Here is a 16,584-nt window from a genome sequence, read left to right as displayed (position 1 = left end):
AGTATCCTTGGGATTACTTTGTGCCGTTCAGGGCCTTGATGACCTTGTCGGTGATATCGAACTTGGGGTTGATATACACGGCCTCTTGCAGGATGACGTCGTACTTTTCAGTCTCGGCCACTTGCTTGACAACCTTGTTCGCACGATCCAGCACGGTGGCCAGTTCTTCGTTCTTGCGTGCGTTCAGATCTTCCTGAAATTCACGGCGCTTGCGCTGGAATTCACGATCCTGATCCACCAACTGACGCTGGCGCGAAGCACGCTGGCTCTCGGACATAGTGGTAGCTTCACGCTCGAACTTGTCCGAGGCGCTCTTCAAGGAATTGCCCTGATCGACCAAATCCTTTTCACGCTTAGAAAACTCCTGCTCAAGCTTGGCTTGGGCAGCCTTGGCAGCGGATGCCTCACGGAAGATACGATCCGTGTTCACAAAACCGGCCTTGAATTCCTGTGCATGCGCAGAGACGGCCATGGCGCCAAGCAGCACAGCCAAAGAAAGATGGCTAGAGAGAGATTTCATTAGAAAGATGTTCCGATTTGGAATTGCAGTTTCTGGATTCTATCGCCGGTTTCCTTACGGATTGGCTGAGCATACGCCAAACGCAGAGGACCCAGCGGCGAAATCCAACTAATACCGACACCGGTGGAAGCACGCAAGGTTCCCAGATCCATGCTTTCACCTTCCGCCCACACATTACCCACGTCCACAAAGCCGAACAGACGCAGTGTTCTGTCATTACCGGCACCTGGGAACGGGACCATGAATTCGCCATTCAAGGTCAGCTTGCGCGTACCGCCCAAGGCCAGATTGGTATTCACCGTGTCACGACGCCCCAGAGAGCCCTGCTCAAAACCACGCACCGAACCCAGGCCACCCGAGTAGAAATTCTTGAAGATGGGATAGGGATTGCCGCCCAGCCCCTTGCCCCAGCCCAGCTCGCCGTTCAGGGCAATCGTGTACTTCTTGTTCAGCGGAATATATTGCTGAATCTGGTAGTTGGCCTTCGCATAGCGCATATCGCTCATGAACGAGGCTTCCAGATTCACACGCTGATAGCGACCGGCATTGGGTGCCAGGGCACTGTCGCGGTTATCACGAGACCATCCCAGAGTCAGAGGGATACCGGTCTTGGAGCAGCCTATGTTCTGGCCAGGCAGACCACCGCAATACTCGTTGTAGACCGCCGGCATATAGGTGCCAGGCTTGATCTCATTGCCTTCAACACCGGCACCGAAGAAGATGGTGTCCACTTCACTGAAGGGCACACCGAAGCGCACGCTGGCACCCTTGGTGATGATCTTGTAGGCGCCATCGTCATAGTAGGGACGAATGGTGCGGTAGTACAGGTCATAGGTGCGCGAGATACCGGTATCCGTGAAGTACGGATTGGTTGTCGACACCACCATGGTGCGGTTGTACTTGCTGGTGTTGACATCCAGACCCAGGTAGTTGCCCGAGCCGAACACGTTTTCCTGCTTGATGCCGAAGGACAGCGAGACCTTTTCAGCGCTGGAAAAACCTGCGCCCAGCTGGATCGAGCCTGTGGGCTTCTCAACCACATTGATCATCAGATCGACCTGATCGGGGGAGCCGGGCACTTCCTGGGTTTCAATGTCGACCTGGGTAAAGAAGCCCAGACGATCCACACGGTCGCGTGACAGCTTGATCTTCTGGCCGTCATACCAGGAGGCCTCGAACTGACGGAACTCGCGACGAATCACTTCGTCGCGGGTCTTGTTGTTGCCGCTGACACTGATGCGACGGACGTAGGCGCGACGCGAAGGCTGTGCTTGCAACACGATGGCCACACGATTGTTGACGCGATCGATTTCGGGCACGGCCTCCACCTTGGCGAAGGCAAAACCGAAATTGCTGTAATAGTCGGTAAAAGCCTTGACGGTCTCGGAAACCTGATCGGCGTTATAGGGCTCACCTGGCTTGATCTTGACCAGCGATTTGAACTCGTCGTCACGGTCCAGGTAGTTGCCTTCGAGCTTCACGCCAGAGACCACATACTGATTGCCTTCGTGAATATTCACGGTCAGGCCGATGCTTTGCTTGTCCGGAGAGATGGCGACCTGGGTGGACTCCACACGGAACTCCAGGTAGCCTCGCTGCAGATAGTAGGAGCGCAGAGACTCCAGGTCGGCATTGAGCTTGTTGCGAGCGTAGCGGTCAGACTTGGTGTACCAGCTCATCCAGTTGCCAGTGTCCTGGTCAAACAGGTCCTTGAGCGTCGATTCCTTGAAGGCCTTGTTGCCCACAATGTGGATTTCGTTGATCTTGGCCGGCTCGCCTTCGGAGACGGTGAAGGTCAGGTTCACTCGGTTGCGCTCGATAGGCGTCACCGTGGTCACCACTTCAGCGCCATACAGACTGCGGTTGATGTACTGGCGCTTGAGTTCTTGCTCTGCGCGATCAGCCAGTGCCTTGTCGAAAGGGCGGCCATCGGCCAGGCCCACGTCACGCATGGCCTTGAGCAGAGTGTCCTTGTCGAACTCCTTGGTGCCGGCAAAGTTCACCTCGGCAATGGTTGGGCGCTCTTCCACAACCACCACCAGCACATTGCCATTGGCCTCGAGGCGCACGTCCTTGAACAGACCCAGAGCAAACAACGAACGAATGGCAGCCGCGCCCTTTTCGTCGTTGTAGTCATCGCCCACGCGCAAAGGCATGGAGGCGAACACCGTACCGGGCTCCACTCGCTGCAAACCCTCGACGCGGATATCTTGAACTTTGAAGGGCTCCAATGCCCATGCCGCTTGCGCAGCTAAAACCATAGCAGCCAGGGCAGTTGCAGAGCGCACGCCCAAGCGATTGAAATGTTTTTTCATGAGTGGAAATCGCCGCGAATGCGGCCTACCGTAGCGGTAAAAATTAGCCCCAGAGCCGGTTGATATCGTTGAAAAAGGCGACTGACATCATCAGCAATATGACTGCGACGCCTGCACGCTGCAGTCTTTCAGCCCAGACATCAGAGACACTGCGCCCCGTCAAACCTTCCCAAAGATAATACATCAGGTGCCCACCATCCAGAACGGGCAATGGTAGCAGGTTGAGAACGCCCAGGCTGATGCTGATCAGCGCGAGGAACGACAGGTATTGCACCAGCCCCATGCTGGCGGACTTGCCTGCATAGTCTGCGATCGTCAAAGGACCGCTGATATTCTTGAGCGAGGCCTGACCGATCAGCATGCGCCCCATCATGCGCAGCGTCATGGAGGACAGCTCCCAGGTCTTGTGCACACCGGCGCTCAAGCCATCCAGAAAGCCATGGCGCACCAGCACCATCTCGGGCTGGCTGCCAATAAAGGCGTTCACACGTGCAGTTGCAGCTTGCCCATCCTTGCCAGGTACTATTTCCGGCTGCACTCGCAGGTTCAGACGCCGGCCCGCACGCTCCACAGCCCAGGCCTGCGGCTCGACTCGACCGGATGCACCCGAGGCACGAATCGCGGCACGCGCCTGAGCGCCATCCTGAACTGCCTGGCCATCGATGCTGAGCAGCACATCGCCTTTTTGCAGACCCGCCTTTTCTGCAGGGCCACCCGCAACAACCTCTTCTATGACCGGACGACTCCAGGCACCCTGCAGCCCGACCTTGTCAAAGAAAGCTGCATCCGGTTCCTTTTGTTGCAAAGAAGCGAGATCGAGTGGCACGACACGCGCCACGCCGTGCTCTTGCGCCGCCACCTCCAGCTGCAAGGTTTCACCTTCAATGGCAGCTGTCGTCACCAGCCAGCGCAAATCACCCAGGGCACGCACAGGCTGCCATTCCTTGCCACCCACAGAGGCACGCTGCACCCAGTCGCCACTTTTAATACCGGCCTGATGCAGCAACGTGCCTTCCGGAGGAGCCGCAAGCCGGGCTGCAGGCTCGTTGGCACCCACCCAGTTGACCACCGCCAGCAGCGCCACGGCCAGCAACAGATTGGCCGCCGGCCCCGCGGCAACAATCGCTGCACGTGAGCGCAGAGGTTGGTTGTTGAAGGCCAGATGTTTTTCCTCGGGCCTGACCTCGCCCTCACGTTCGTCAAGCATGCGCACATAGCCGCCCAGAGGCAGCGCCGCGATCACATATTCGGTGCCCGACTTCTTGCCGACCCAGCGCAACAGCGGCTTGCCAAAGCCCACGGAGTAACGCAGCACCTTGACGCCACAGGCCACGGCAACGCGATAGTGGCCCCACTCATGCACCGCAATCAGAACGCCGAGCGCCACGATGAAAGCCACAACCGTCAGCAACACCTGAAACTCCTTAATGCCAATCAATGCTTGGAGTGCGCAGCAGGCCGCAAGTTCAACCGCAAGCCCTCAAGCCACCAAACTCGACGCCAGATCAACGCGCCCATTGCCTGGCTATGTCAGCCGCACGCTCGCGCGCTCGCTCATCAAGCGCCATCAACTCATCCAGACTACCAACGACACCGGGTTGCACGGATTCCAGCGTCTGCAGATTGACGGCATGAATGCGGTCAAATGACAGCCGACGCTCCAGGAATGCGGCGACAGCCACTTCGTTCGCTGCGTTGAGCACCGTGGTCGTGCCCTCGGGCGCGCGCAGCGCCTGCCAGGACAGATGCAGGCCCGGAAAGCGATGCGCATCCGCCTCCTCGAAGATCAGCGCCGCCAGCTTGGCGAAATCCAGCACAGGTGCGCCGCTCTCGATGCGCTCGGGCCAGGCCAGACCACAGGCAATCGGCACACGCATATCGGGCGTTCCCAGCTGGGCGAGAACGGACGCATCCTTGAACTGCACCATGGAATGCACGATCTGCTGGGGATGGATCACCACCTTGATTTTCTCGGGCGCCATATCGAACAGCCAGCGCGCCTCGATCACCTCCAGCGCCTTGTTCATCATGGTGGCCGAGTCCACCGAGATCTTGCGTCCCATGGAAAAATTGGGATGCGAGCAAGCCTGCTCGGGCGTGATTTCGGACAATGTCGCCGGATCGCGCTGGCGGAACGGACCGCCCGATGCCGTCAACAGCAAGGAGTCAACGCGATCAGCCCAGGTGCTGCTGTCTTCGGGCAGGCACTGGAAGATGGCCGAGTGCTCGCTGTCGATGGGCAGCAAGGTGGCACCATGACGCTTGACCGTGTCCATGAACAGCGCGCCGCCCACCACCAGGGCCTCCTTGTTGGCCAGCAGCAGACGCTTGCCGGCCCTGGCGGCCGCCAGACAGGGAGCCAGACCGGCCGCTCCGACAATCGCCCCCATGACGGCATCCACATCCGGGTGCGACGCAATCACTTCAAGAGCATCCCGCTCCTGGAGAACCTGTGTCTGAAGCCCGTTTTGCTTGATTGCCTCAGCCAGTTGACGAGCATGAGGCGCACTGGCCATCACAGCGAACTGTGGCTTGAACTGCGCGCATTGCCTGAGCATCAGATCCACCTGCGTGGCTGCACTCAGCGCGAAGATTTCGTATTGTTCAGGGTGGCGCGCCACCACATCCAGGGTATTGGTTCCGATGGAACCGGTAGAACCCAGAACCGTGATTTTCTGCTTCATGGATGCACAAAGGATGAGAGCATCATCGCCAACGGCAGTGTGGGCAGGAGGGCATCAATGCGATCCAGGACACCACCATGGCCGGGCAGCAAGCCGCTGCTGTCCTTGACACCGACGCTGCGCTTGATGAGGGATTCGACCAGGTCGCCCACCACACTCATCGCAGCCATAAACACCGCAGCCAGCAGCAGGAACCAAAGTCCGCGCGACTGCAGCACCGAATAGAAACTGGGAACACCGGCGCCGTAGTGACGATCTGCCCAGCTCCAGACCAGAGCCAGCACAATCACCCCCAGCATGCCGCCCCAGACACCTTCCCAGCTCTTGCCGGGGCTGATGGAAGGAGCAAGCTTGTTCCTGGTGAATTTCAGGCCGAAAGTGCGGCCTGCAAAATAGGCGAAGACATCAGCCACCCAGACCAGCACCAGCACCGACAGCAGGAAGTTGATGCCGATATTGCGCGCCTGCACCACGGCCAGCCAGGCCAGCCACAATGCCAGCACGCCGCCGACCAGACGAACTGCAGCCGGAATATGCGGCCAGCCCGCCACGCCAGCGCGCAGCAGCAAAACGCCCCCCAGCACCCAGAGGGAACCTGCAAGCAGCCACACCGTGTGCAGAGGCTGATCCACCCAGCCGGCCCACCAGGAGCCGGCGCACAGCACCGTACAGACAGCACCCAGGCCCAGTGAGCCTGCCTGTCCAAAACCATTGAGTCGCCCCCACTCCCAGGCACCAGCCGCCATGAACAACAGCATCAGTGCGGCAAAGGGCACGGTGCTGGCCGTATAAAACAGTGCCGGCAGCAAAATGGCCAGCAAAATCAAGGCGGTAATGACGCGCTGCTTGAGCATGGCACCTCTTATGGTTAAACCGTCAAGGTGACGGTGGATGATGGTTGAATCTGCTCGGAAGTCTGGCCGAAGCGGCGCTCACGACCGCCAAACACGGCAATGGCCTCGTCAAGAGCCGCCTCATCGAAATCAGGCCACAGGGCATTGCTGAAAAAAAGCTCTGTATAAGCAGCCTGCCAGAGCAGGAAATTGCTGATGCGGGTCTCGCCACCGGTGCGGATCATGAGATCAGGATCCGGCACATGGGCCAAAGCCATGGCCCTGTCCAGATTCTCGGGAGTCAGCTCCAGCCCCTGGGCCACCAGCTTCTGTGCAGCCTGGGCTATATCCCAGCGGCCACCGTAGTTGAAGCAGACGTTGAGAACCAGACGCGTGTTGTGAGCGGTGATGCGCTCGGCCTCTGCCAAGCCCTCCCGAACCTTGTCGCTCAGCCCCTGACGGTCGCCGACAAAGTACAGACGCACGCCGTCGCGGCTGAGTTGAGCGACTTCCTTGGCCAGGGCATTGGCCAGCAGGCTCATGAGGCCCGAGACCTCTTCCTGAGGCCGGTTCCAGTTCTCGGAGGAAAACGCAAACACAGTGAGCACCTGCACGCCACGCTCGACGCAGGCGCGAGCGCAGCGGCGCAGGGACTCCACCCCCTGCTTGTGACCAGCAAGACGTGGAAGCAGACGGCGCTTGGCCCACCGCCCGTTACCGTCCATGATGACGGCGATATGGCGCGGAACCGCGCCGTTTTTCTTGGATGTCAAAAGTGCAAGTCCTTTGGAAAGACTCAGACCGCCATGATGTCCTGTTCCTTGGCCGCCACCAGCGTATCGACCTCGGCAATATGCTTGTCGGTGATCTTCTGGATTTCGGCTTCGGAGCGCTTCTGATCGTCTTCAGAGGCTTCCTTGTCCTTGACCAGCTTCTTCACGCCTTCATTGGCATCGCGACGCAAGTTGCGAACGGCAATCTTGGCGTTCTCGCCTTCGTTGCGTGCCAGCTTGGTCATTTCCTTGCGGCGCTCTTCGCTCATGGGAGGCATGGGCACGCGAATCAGATCGCCCATGGAAGCGGGATTCAGACCCAGATCGCTCTCGCGAATAGCCTTTTCCACCTTGGCAGCCATGTTCTTTTCCCAAGGCTGCACGCTGATGGTGCGGGAATCCAGCAAAGACACATTGGCCACCTGAGACAGAGGCACCATGGAGCCGTAGTACTCGACATGAATGGCATCCAGCAGCGCGGGATTCGCACGGCCGGTACGCACGCGAGCCAGATTGTTCTTCAGAGCCTCGATGGACTGACCCATCTTGGTTTCGGTGTTCTTTTTGATTTCAGCGATCGTCATGTTCTTGTTCCTTTGCGGGCATGTGGCGGCAAAACGCTCAAGCGTACACCAGAGTGCCTTCGTCTTCACCCATGACCACGCGCTTGAGTGCGCCGGGCTTGACGATGGAGAACACGCGAATCGGCAGCTTCTGGTCGCGGCACAGCGCGAAAGCCGTGGCATCCATGATGCCCAGATTGCGCGAGATGGCCTCATCGAAAGCCAGCTTGTCGTAGCGTGTGGCCGAAGGATCCTTGACCGGGTCAGCCGTGTACACGCCATCCACCTTGGTGGCCTTGAGCACGACTTCGGCGCCAATTTCAGCACCACGCAGCGCAGCGGCCGTGTCGGTGGTGAAGAAGGGATTGCCCGTACCGGCAGCGAACACCACGACCTTGCCCTCTTCCAGGTACTGCAGCGCCTTGGGGCGCACATAGGGCTCGACCACCTGCTCGATACCGATGGCCGACATCACGCGCGCCGTCAGGCCCTGCTTGTCCATGGCATCTGCCAGAGCCAGGGCATTCATCACCGTGGCCAGCATGCCCATATAGTCGGCAGTCGCACGGTCCATGCCGACCGAGCCGCCCGCCACGCCGCGGAAGATGTTGCCGCCGCCGATCACCACGGCAACCTGCACACCCACCTTGGTCACTTCCACGATCTCAGCCACCATGCGCTCGATGGTTGCACGGTTGATGCCGAACTGGTCATCTCCCATTAACGCCTCCCCCGACAGCTTGAGCAAGATGCGCTTGTGGGCTGGAATGGCGTTGGACATGGTGTTTCTCCGATGGAAGTTGAATGAGTATGAAAACGGGAGGGGGAATAAATCAATCGCGGCTCTAGGCCGCGATTGTTGCTAAGGCTTAGGTTTAAGCACCAGCCTTGGCTGCTGCCACCTGGGCAGCCACTTCAGCGGCGAAGTCGTCAGTCTTCTTCTCAATGCCTTCACCCACGACATACATCGTGAACGCCTTCACATTGGTGTTGGCAGCCTTGAGCATCTGAGCCACGGTTTGCTTGCCGTCAGCAGCCTTCACGAAGACCTGGTCAGCCAGGGACACTTCCTTCAGGTACTTCTGCACGGAGCCTTCCACCATCTTGGAAACGATGTCGGCAGGCTTGCCGGATTCGGCTGCCTTGCCTTCGGCCACAGCGCGTTCCTTGGCGATCAGATCAGCAGGCACGTCAGCGGAAGTCAGAGCCACGGGCTTCATGGCAGCCACGTGCATTGCCACGTCCTTGGCAGCAGCAGCGTCGCCGTCGAACTCGACCACCACGCCAATGCGAGTGCCGTGCACGTAGGCAGCCAGGCCAGCGCCGCTGAAAGCCTTGAAGCGACGGAAAGACATGTTTTCGCCGATCTTGCCGATCAGACCCTTGCGCACATCTTCCAGAGTGGGGCCGTAGCCGTCTTGCTCGTAGGCCAGGGCGCCCAGAGCGTCCAGGTCAGCGGGGTTGTGCTCGGCGACCAGCTTGGCAGCGGCATTGGCCATGGCCAGGAAGCTGTCGTTCTTGGACACGAAGTCGGTTTCGCTGTTCACTTCGATCAGGCCGCCCTTGCCGCCGTCGATGAAAGCAGCCACAACGCCTTCAGCAGTCACGCGGGAAGCGGCCTTGCCAGCCTTGGTACCCAGCTTGACGCGCAGCAGCTCTTCAGCCTTGGCCATATCGCCATCAGCTTCGGTCAGAGCCTTCTTGCATTCCATCATGGGGGCGTCGGTCTTGGCGCGCAGTTCGGCGACCATGCTTGCAGTAATTGCCATCGTATTTCTCCAGTATCAGTTCGATTCGTTACAGGATTCCGGCTAAAAAAACGGGGCTACCTAGAGCCCCGCTTTTTCTCGCGATGCGGTCGCGCAGCCGGACTTCGCTTAGGCGGCGGATTCTTCCACTTCCACGAACTCGTCGCCGTTCTCACCGGCAGCGGCCTTCACCACGTCGTTCAGACGAGCTTCACGGCCTTCCAGGATTGCGTCGGCAATGCCTTGGGCGTACAGCTGCACAGCCTTGGCGGAGTCGTCGTTACCAGGGATCACGTAGTCGATGCCATCGGGGTTGTGGTTGGTGTCAACCACGCCGATCAGAGGAATGCCCAGCTTCTTGGCTTCAGCGATAGCGATCTTGTGGAAGCCCACGTCGATCACGAAAATGGCGTCGGGCAGACCGTTCATGTCCTGAATGCCGCCGATGTCCTTTTCCAGCTTTTCCAGTTCGCGAACGAACATCAGCTGTTCCTTCTTGGACATGGATTCCAGACCGGCTTCTTGCTGAGCCTTCATGTCCTTCAGACGCTTGATGGAGGTCTTGACAGTCTTGAAGTTGGTCAGCATGCCGCCCAGCCAGCGCTGGTCAACGAAGGGCACGCCAGCGCGCTTGGCTTCTTCAGCCACCAGCTCACGGGCTTGACGCTTTGTACCCACCATCAGGATGGTGCCGCCGTTAGCAGTCAGCTGCTTGGCGAACTTCTGGGCTTCCTGGAACATCGGCAGGGACTTTTCCAGGTTGATGATGTGGATCTTGTTGCGGGCACCGAAGATGAACGGAGCCATCTTGGGATTCCAGAAACGAGTTTGGTGACCGAAGTGGACGCCGGCTTCCAGCATCTCGCGCATTGTTACTGCCATGTTAATTACCTCAAAGGTTGGGTCTAAAATCCGGCCCAACGATTGCAGCCGCCTTGAAAAAAAGCGAGCGCAACACCTTGAATAGGCCGGTTTGCTATTTGCCTTGCCGACTTAAAAGCAATTGCTGCAACACACAAAAAGCCATCGCATCAACCACTTTCAGAGCTTTTCAAGTCAATCCTCACGGACTAACCCTTAGCAAAGCCGCAAAATTTTAGCACACTGCCATGCAACTCGACCTCAGTCACGTCGCTCTTGAGATCCGCGAAGGCCGCCAAAGCGCTGCAAACCTCATGCAAATGAGCATTGCTGCCGCGCAAAGCCCCTTGTGCGCCAACGTTTTCAGCCAGACTTTTTTTGACGAGGCACGCTGGGCGGCTGCAGAAACGCCATCCACTACACCCCTGGCTGGCCTGGCCATCTCGGTCAAGGATCTGTTCGACACGCAAGGCGCGCGCAGTGCCGCCAGCTCCCTGGTTCTGCAGGATGCGCCCCTCGCCCGAGCAGACGCCACGGCCGTTGCCCGCCTGCGCGCGGCAGGCGCAGCCATCATCGGCCGCACCCATATGGTCGAGTTCGCTTTTTCCGGCGTTGGCGTGAACCCGCATTTCGGCACCCCCGCCGCGCTGGATGCCCGCCACCCCGCCAATCCTCAGCTGGCGCCCACATGGCCGGCCCGCATTCCGGGCGGCTCCTCGTCAGGCGCTGCTGTATCCGTCGCCAGCGGCGCCGCCTGGGCGGCTCTGGGCTCGGACACCGGGGGCTCCATCCGCATTCCCGCTGCACTCAATGGCCTGGTTGGCTTCAAAAGCACAGCCAGGCTGGTTCCCACCGAAGGAACCGTGCCACTCTCGCCCACACTCGACACTGCCTGCGCCATTACGCGTAGCGTGCGCGATGCCGTGCTGCTGCACGAGATTCTGGCCGAGCGCAAAGTCACCAAGGACGAACGCAGCCTGAGCCAGTGGCGCCTGGCAGTGCCACGCCCCGTCTTCTTCGATCAGATCGAGCCCGCCGTGCGCAACGCCTTCGAACGCAGCATCGCCAAGCTGCAGGCCGGCGGCGCGCAGATCGAGTGGATTGACCTGCCCGAGCTGGAGGAGCTGGACGGCGTCAACATCATCGGAGGCTTCTCGCCCACCGAAAGCTATGCCTGGCACCGGCGCCATCTGCAGGACCCCGCCAAGGCCGCGCTCTACGACCCCCGAGTACGCTCGCGCATAGAGCGCGGCGCGAGCATGAGCGCTGCCGACTATCTGGATCTGCTGGCCGCGCGCAAGCGCTGGATTGCCAAGATGGAGAGTGCCATAGCCGGCTATGACGCCCTGCTCTCGCCCACCACGCCGATCACGGCACCCACGATTGCATCCGTCGCCCCGACCAACGGTTTCGACGCCGCAGCCGACGCCAAGCGTGACGAGGAATTTTTCCGCGTCAACGGCCTGCTGCTGCGCAATACCAGCGTGGTCAATATGCTGGACGGCTGCGCCCTGTCACTGCCGTGCCACAACCCGAACGAGCTCCCCATGGGCCTGATGATCTGGCATGCCGCCCTGCACGACGATGCCATCCTGAATATCAGCGCGGGCATCGAAGCCGTGCTCAATCGCGACTGACTTCAATTTCCGTAGCTATAACCGCTTATGGCTATTGAATTAAAAGGCAAAAATCATCAAAACCCACAAATGCGCAGCCGGAGGCTATCCTCGGGCCATGCTGCGCATTTCTCCCTCCGACACCCCGCCCGCCTCCATTTCCGCTGGTCAAGGCTGGCCACTGTTCAGCACCGCCGCCACACGTCAGATTGAGAAGGCTTGCGCCGACCGCCTGCCGCCTCACAGGCTGATGGAACGCGCAGGCCTTTCCATCGCCAAGCTGGCAATGGCAATAGCCCCGCACGCGCAACGCATCTGGATTGCCTGCGGCCCTGGCAACAACGGCGGCGACGGCTTTGAGGCGGCAGCTCAGCTCAGGGCCATGCTGCCCCATGCGCGAATCATGGTCAGCGAAGTGCGCGCACCTGCCGAACTTCCGTCCGATGCACAGATTTCCCGGAACAAAGCCTTGCAGGCTGGCGTGCAGTGGCTCGATGACGCCCCCGTCGATCTGGGACCACAAGACCTGTGCGTTGATGCACTGCTGGGCATAGGACTGAGCCCGCGCACTTTTGGCAAGACCTCGGCTGCCGATCAGCGCCTGCTGCAGTTGCTGGCCCTGGTTCAGCATTGCACCTGCAACGTACTCTGTGTAGACGTTGCCTCAGGCCTCGATGCCGATACCGGTCAATATCTGAGGGAATTCGCACCCGGCCACATCTCCGCCGACCAACGACGCCACACGCTTGCCTTGCTGACCCTGCAGCCCGGCCTGTTCACCGGTCAGGGCCGCGATGCCTGCGGACAAATCTGGTGGGACGACCTGGGCTGCGGCATTGCCAGCGCTCCCGACGTACCGCACTCGCCCGCCCTAGTCGCTGCAGCACAGCCCACGGCATATCTGAGCAACCCAGGCCTTGCCTCCTCAAGAACACGCCCGCACGCCAGTCACAAAGGCAGCTTTGGCGATGTGGCCGTGCTCGGCGGCGAAGGCCTGGGCATGCGCGGCCTGTCGATGACGGGCGCTGCCTGGCTGGCGGCACTGGCGGCACTGCACGCTGGAGCCGGTCGCGTCATGCTGGCCTTGCTGGACGAGCAATCACCGCAAGGCACTTCGCCCTGGCCGGAAATCATGTTGCGCCAACCCGCCGCGCAGGACTGGAGCCAGGCCACCGTGGTCTGCGGTTGCGGTGGTGGCGAAGCCGTGCACGCCTGGTTGCCTCACATACTGACACAAGCACCACAACTGGTGCTGGATGCCGACGCACTCAACGCCGTTGCGGCCAGCCCGGCACTGGCACAGCAGCTGAGCCAGCGCGCTGCACGCCAGCAGACCACGGTCTTGACCCCCCACCCGCTGGAGGCCGCGCGCCTGCTGCAGACCAGCACCGCTCAAGTACAAGCCAACCGCCTTCAAGCCTGCCTGCAGCTTGCCAGCAAATTTCAGTGCACGGCGCTGCTCAAGGGCTCGGGCACGGTTGTTGCCAATCCACAGCAGCAAGTCTGGATCAATGCCAGCGGCAATGCCCGCCTGGCCACGGGCGGCACAGGCGATGTGCTGGCCGGATTGATAGCAGCGCTATGGGCACAGGGTCAAAGTGCCGATATGGCAGCGACTCAGGCCGCCTTCCGCCATGGCCACATTGCAGATTGCTGGCCAGCAAACCTCCCATTCAGCGCCAGTGCGCTGGCTCTGCGTCTGGGCAATCAATAAACTGCAAAAAAACAAAGGCCTTGCCATTATCTGGCAAGGCCTTTCAGCTCTTGATAGGAGAGCAATCAGCGCTCGGTCTTGCGCTTGCTGGTTTTGCTTGCCGGTGAAGCCTTGGTACCTACCGCAGGCTTGGCAGCAACCTTTACGGCTTTGAGAGCCGACTTCGCCACAGACTTCGTTGAGACCTTGGTTGCGGGCTTTGCGACCGATTTTGATTCGGGCTTGACCGCAGCCTTGGCAACAGAGATGGCCGGAGCATCAGGCGCAAGCAGAGCTGCAACCTTTTTCCTGCCTGCCGCCTTGCGAGGCTTGGCTTGCTGCACCGCAGTCACGGACTCCATCACAGGCTCAGGCTTGGGCGCGGCTTGCTCTTGTGCGTACTCCGCCTCCAGTGCGGCCAGGTTCACGCTTTTCAGCATGGCCTTCTTGGCTGCCTTTCGCCCCTGCTTGGCGCGATCGGGCTCAGGTGCAGAAGCAGGCCCCGCAGCAGCATTGCGCTGCGCACGATTAGCCTTGGCATCGCGACGACTCCACTTGTCGGCATAGCCGCCCGCACTGCGCTCGTCACGTGACTCGCGACGGCCACGCCCCTCATCCTTGGCCTGGCCACGACCGCTGCGTGGTGTTTGTACCAAGCCATCCTCGCCATCGCGAACCAGGCGGAAGTCGATGCGACGGCCGTCCAGATCCACGCGACTGACCTGCACCCGCACTCGTGCGCCGATGCCATAGCGAACACCCGAGCGCTCGCCACGCAACTCCTGCCGGGCTTCGTCGAAGCGGAAGTAGTCGCCACCCAGCTCGGTGATATGCACCAGCCCTTCCACATACATGGCATCCAGCGTCACAAAGACTCCGAAGGTCGTGACCGAGGAAACCGTGCCCGCGAACTCCTCGCCCAGATGCTCGCGCATGTATTTGCACTTGAGCCAGGCCTCCACATCGCGACTGGCTTCATCGGCGCGGCGCTCGTTGGCACTGCAGTGCAGGCCGGCAGCCTCCCATGCCTGGAATTCCTTGGCCGCCGAGCGCTTGCGCGGCTTTTGCCCCGGCTCGACCACACGCGAGGAGAGGCGCTTGGCCATCTTGGCTTCGGCTTCACCCGGCGTGGGCAGGCTGGGCAGCTTGTAGTGTGTGCCGTTCAGCTCAGCCTTGATCACGCGGTGCACCAGCAAGTCCGGATAACGACGAATCGGGCTGGTGAAGTGGGTATAGGCCTCAAAGGCCAGACCGAAGTGGCCCGAGCCTTCCGGCGTATAGAAGGCCTGCATCATGGAGCGCAGCAGCATGGTGTGAATCTGCTGCGAGTCAGGCCTGTCCTTGGTGGCATTGGCAATCTGCTGAAACTCCTTGGTCGAAGGGTTTTCGCTGATGCTCATGCTCACACCCATGGCCTTGAGGTAATTGCGCAGAATTTCCTGCTTTTCCAGCGAAGGCTTGTCGTGCACGCGGAACAGACCAAGCTGCCCGCTTTGGTCGATGAAATCTGCGCTGCAGACATTCGCCGCCAGCATGGCCTCTTCAATCAACTTGTGCGCATCATTGCGAGTGCGTGGCACGATTTTTTCGATGCGTCCGTTGTCGTCGCAGACGATTTGCGTCTCGGTCGTCTCAAAGTCCACGGCACCGCGCGCCTCGCGAGCCTTGAGCAGGGACTGGAAGACGCCATACAGATTCAGCAAATCCTGCACGCGCTCCTTGCGCTTGGCTGCTTCAGGACCGCGTGTATTGGCCAGGATTGCAGCCACCTCGGTATAGGTGAAGCGCGCATGGCTATGCATGACTGCCGGGTAGAACTGATAGGCGTGAATCTCACCTTGCGCCGTGATCAGCATGTCGCAGACCATGCACAGCCGATCGACGTCGGGGTTCAAGGAGCACAGCCCGTTGCTGAGCTTTTCCGGCAGCATGGGAATCACTCGGCGCGGGAAATACACGCTGGTGGCGCGATCGTAAGCATCCACATCAATGGCACTGCCTGTGGTCACATAGTGACTCACATCCGCAATCGCAACAAGCAGACGCCAGCCCTTGCTGCGCCCCACCTTGGCGGGCTCGCAATACACGGCATCGTCAAAGTCGCGCGCATCTTCGCCGTCAATGGTGACCAGAGGAATATCGGTCAGATCAATGCGGTGCTTGTAGTCTGCGGGTCGGACTTTTTCGGGCAGCGCCTTGGCTTGCTCGAGACAGGCGTCGGAGAAGATATGCGGCACGCCATACTTGCGCACCGCAATCTCGATTTCCATGCCTGGGTCATCCACCTCACCCAGCACTTCGGTAATGCGGCCCACAGGCTGACCAAACAAGGCCGGAGCCTCTGTCAGCTCCACCACCACCACCTGGCCCGGCTTGGCCGCGCCTGTGGCGTTGGAAGGAATCAGAACATCCTGACCGTAGCGCTTGTCTTCAGGGGCCACAAGCCACACACCGCTTTCCTGCAGAAAGCGGCCAATGATGGGCTGATCGGGACGCTCCACGATTTCCACCACACGGCCTTCGGGGCGACCGCGATGGTCATGACGGGCGATACGCACCTGGACCTTGTCCTTGTGCAGCACCGCTCGCATTTCATTGGGGGGAAGGTAGATGTCACGCTCACCATCGTCACGGACGACAAAGCCGTGTCCATCGCGGTGGCCCTGCACAGTGCCCAAAATTTCTTCGTTCATATCGGCAACTTTTGCGCGAGGGTTCATTTTCTTGATATACAATCTATGTCTTTCCTGAGATGCCCAGGTGGCGGAATTGGTAGACGCACTAGTTTCAGGTACTAGCGGGTAACTCCGTGGAGGTTCGAGTCCTCTCCTGGGCACCAAGTTTAACGACAACCTGCAAGGGTTGAAACAAACTTGGGAAACATTCCTCAAGGGAATGTTTGCAAGCCAGACGGCATCTTAGAAAATTTGAAGATTCAGATTGAATGCAAAAAAAATGCATTACAATACGAAGCTTCC

Annotated in this window: 13 protein-coding genes and 1 tRNA gene; 3 read left to right on the top strand and 11 right to left on the bottom strand. The window is 59.9% G+C overall.

Annotation, left to right across the window (positions count from 1 at the left end; translation table 11 throughout):
- Positions 1-13: 13 nt before the first annotated feature.
- The 10 genes from AAIL66_RS20525 to rpsB form a co-directional block, all read right to left on the bottom strand.
- Positions 14-520, bottom strand: coding sequence for an OmpH family outer membrane protein (locus AAIL66_RS20525; protein WP_034358744.1), 507 nt, complete (start codon positions 518-520; stop codon positions 14-16).
- Positions 520-2,835 (bottom strand): outer membrane protein assembly factor BamA, encoded by a 2,316-nt coding sequence (bamA, locus tag AAIL66_RS20520; RefSeq protein ID WP_343497623.1) that lies wholly within the window; start codon positions 2,833-2,835, stop codon positions 520-522. The genes AAIL66_RS20525 and bamA overlap by 1 nt, the downstream gene beginning before the upstream one ends.
- 43 nt (positions 2,836-2,878) lie before the next feature.
- Positions 2,879-4,249, bottom strand: coding sequence for an RIP metalloprotease RseP (rseP, locus tag AAIL66_RS20515; protein WP_343497622.1), 1,371 nt, complete (start codon positions 4,247-4,249; stop codon positions 2,879-2,881).
- A gap of 91 nt (positions 4,250-4,340) precedes the next feature.
- The gene (gene ispC / locus AAIL66_RS20510; RefSeq protein WP_343497621.1) at positions 4,341-5,519 is read right to left on the bottom strand and encodes a 1-deoxy-D-xylulose-5-phosphate reductoisomerase; all 1,179 of its coding nucleotides are present in this window, start codon (positions 5,517-5,519) and stop codon (positions 4,341-4,343) included.
- Positions 5,516-6,373 carry a phosphatidate cytidylyltransferase gene (locus AAIL66_RS20505; protein WP_343497620.1) on the bottom strand — a complete coding sequence of 286 codons (858 nt, stop codon included), beginning with the start codon at positions 6,371-6,373 and terminating at the stop codon, positions 5,516-5,518. The genes ispC and AAIL66_RS20505 overlap by 4 nt, the downstream gene beginning before the upstream one ends.
- Positions 6,374-6,387: 14 nt before the next feature.
- Positions 6,388-7,125, bottom strand: a complete 738-nt coding sequence (gene uppS, locus AAIL66_RS20500; protein WP_034358753.1) for a polyprenyl diphosphate synthase — start codon at positions 7,123-7,125, stop codon at positions 6,388-6,390.
- A gap of 23 nt (positions 7,126-7,148) precedes the next feature.
- Positions 7,149-7,709, bottom strand: coding sequence for a ribosome recycling factor (frr, locus tag AAIL66_RS20495; RefSeq protein ID WP_003067379.1), 561 nt, complete (start codon positions 7,707-7,709; stop codon positions 7,149-7,151).
- Between the two features lie 37 nt (positions 7,710-7,746).
- A complete protein-coding gene (gene pyrH / locus AAIL66_RS20490; RefSeq protein ID WP_003053409.1) occupies positions 7,747-8,469 on the bottom strand; it encodes a UMP kinase in 723 nt (240 codons plus the stop codon).
- 94 nt (positions 8,470-8,563) lie between these two features.
- The gene (tsf, locus tag AAIL66_RS20485; RefSeq protein WP_003067381.1) at positions 8,564-9,457 is read right to left on the bottom strand and encodes a translation elongation factor Ts; all 894 of its coding nucleotides are present in this window, start codon (positions 9,455-9,457) and stop codon (positions 8,564-8,566) included.
- A gap of 108 nt (positions 9,458-9,565) precedes the next feature.
- Positions 9,566-10,318: a 30S ribosomal protein S2 gene (rpsB, locus tag AAIL66_RS20480; protein ID WP_003067383.1), complete on the bottom strand. Its 753-nt coding sequence runs from the start codon at positions 10,316-10,318 to the stop codon at positions 9,566-9,568.
- Between the two features lie 227 nt (positions 10,319-10,545).
- Here rpsB and AAIL66_RS20475 point away from each other — a divergent pair, with 227 nt between their 5' ends.
- Positions 10,546-11,934: an amidase gene (locus AAIL66_RS20475; protein ID WP_343497619.1), complete on the top strand. Its 1,389-nt coding sequence runs from the start codon at positions 10,546-10,548 to the stop codon at positions 11,932-11,934.
- A 97-nt stretch (positions 11,935-12,031) separates the two neighbouring features.
- Positions 12,032-13,627, top strand: coding sequence for an NAD(P)H-hydrate dehydratase (locus AAIL66_RS20470; protein ID WP_343497618.1), 1,596 nt, complete (start codon positions 12,032-12,034; stop codon positions 13,625-13,627).
- 65 nt (positions 13,628-13,692) lie between these two features.
- On the opposite strand, the gene rnr is transcribed toward AAIL66_RS20470, so the two are convergent.
- On the bottom strand, positions 13,693-16,326 hold the full coding sequence (rnr, locus tag AAIL66_RS20465) for a ribonuclease R (protein WP_343497638.1): 2,634 nt from the start codon (positions 16,324-16,326) through the stop codon (positions 13,693-13,695).
- 34 nt (positions 16,327-16,360) lie between these two features.
- Between rnr and AAIL66_RS20460 the strand changes: the two genes are divergently transcribed.
- A tRNA-Leu gene (locus tag AAIL66_RS20460) sits at positions 16,361-16,445 on the top strand.
- Positions 16,446-16,584 lie beyond the last annotated feature (139 nt).

It is taken from the genome of Comamonas sp. F1-6, from assembly GCF_039581415.1.
In the GTDB taxonomy this organism is placed as follows: domain Bacteria; phylum Pseudomonadota; class Gammaproteobacteria; order Burkholderiales; family Burkholderiaceae_C; genus Comamonas; species Comamonas thiooxydans.
Note: the sequence above shows the minus strand (reverse complement) of the source record. Positions and strands in the feature narration are given on the sequence as shown.

Coding starts and splice junctions, on each gene's coding strand:
- AAIL66_RS20525 (WP_034358744.1), bottom strand. CDS start 520: ATGAAATCTCTCTCTAGCCATCTTTCTTTGGCTGTGCTGCTTGGCGCC.
- bamA (WP_343497623.1), bottom strand. CDS start 2,835: ATGAAAAAACATTTCAATCGCTTGGGCGTGCGCTCTGCAACTGCCCTG.
- ispC (WP_343497621.1), bottom strand. CDS start 5,519: ATGAAGCAGAAAATCACGGTTCTGGGTTCTACCGGTTCCATCGGAACC.
- AAIL66_RS20505 (WP_343497620.1), bottom strand. CDS start 6,373: ATGCTCAAGCAGCGCGTCATTACCGCCTTGATTTTGCTGGCCATTTTG.
- frr (WP_003067379.1), bottom strand. CDS start 7,709: ATGACGATCGCTGAAATCAAAAAGAACACCGAAACCAAGATGGGTCAG.
- pyrH (WP_003053409.1), bottom strand. CDS start 8,469: ATGTCCAACGCCATTCCAGCCCACAAGCGCATCTTGCTCAAGCTGTCG.
- tsf (WP_003067381.1), bottom strand. CDS start 9,457: ATGGCAATTACTGCAAGCATGGTCGCCGAACTGCGCGCCAAGACCGAC.
- rpsB (WP_003067383.1), bottom strand. CDS start 10,318: ATGGCAGTAACAATGCGCGAGATGCTGGAAGCCGGCGTCCACTTCGGT.
- AAIL66_RS20475 (WP_343497619.1), top strand. CDS start 10,546: ATGCAACTCGACCTCAGTCACGTCGCTCTTGAGATCCGCGAAGGCCGC.
- AAIL66_RS20470 (WP_343497618.1), top strand. CDS start 12,032: ATGCTGCGCATTTCTCCCTCCGACACCCCGCCCGCCTCCATTTCCGCT.
- rnr (WP_343497638.1), bottom strand. CDS start 16,326: ATGAACCCTCGCGCAAAAGTTGCCGATATGAACGAAGAAATTTTGGGC.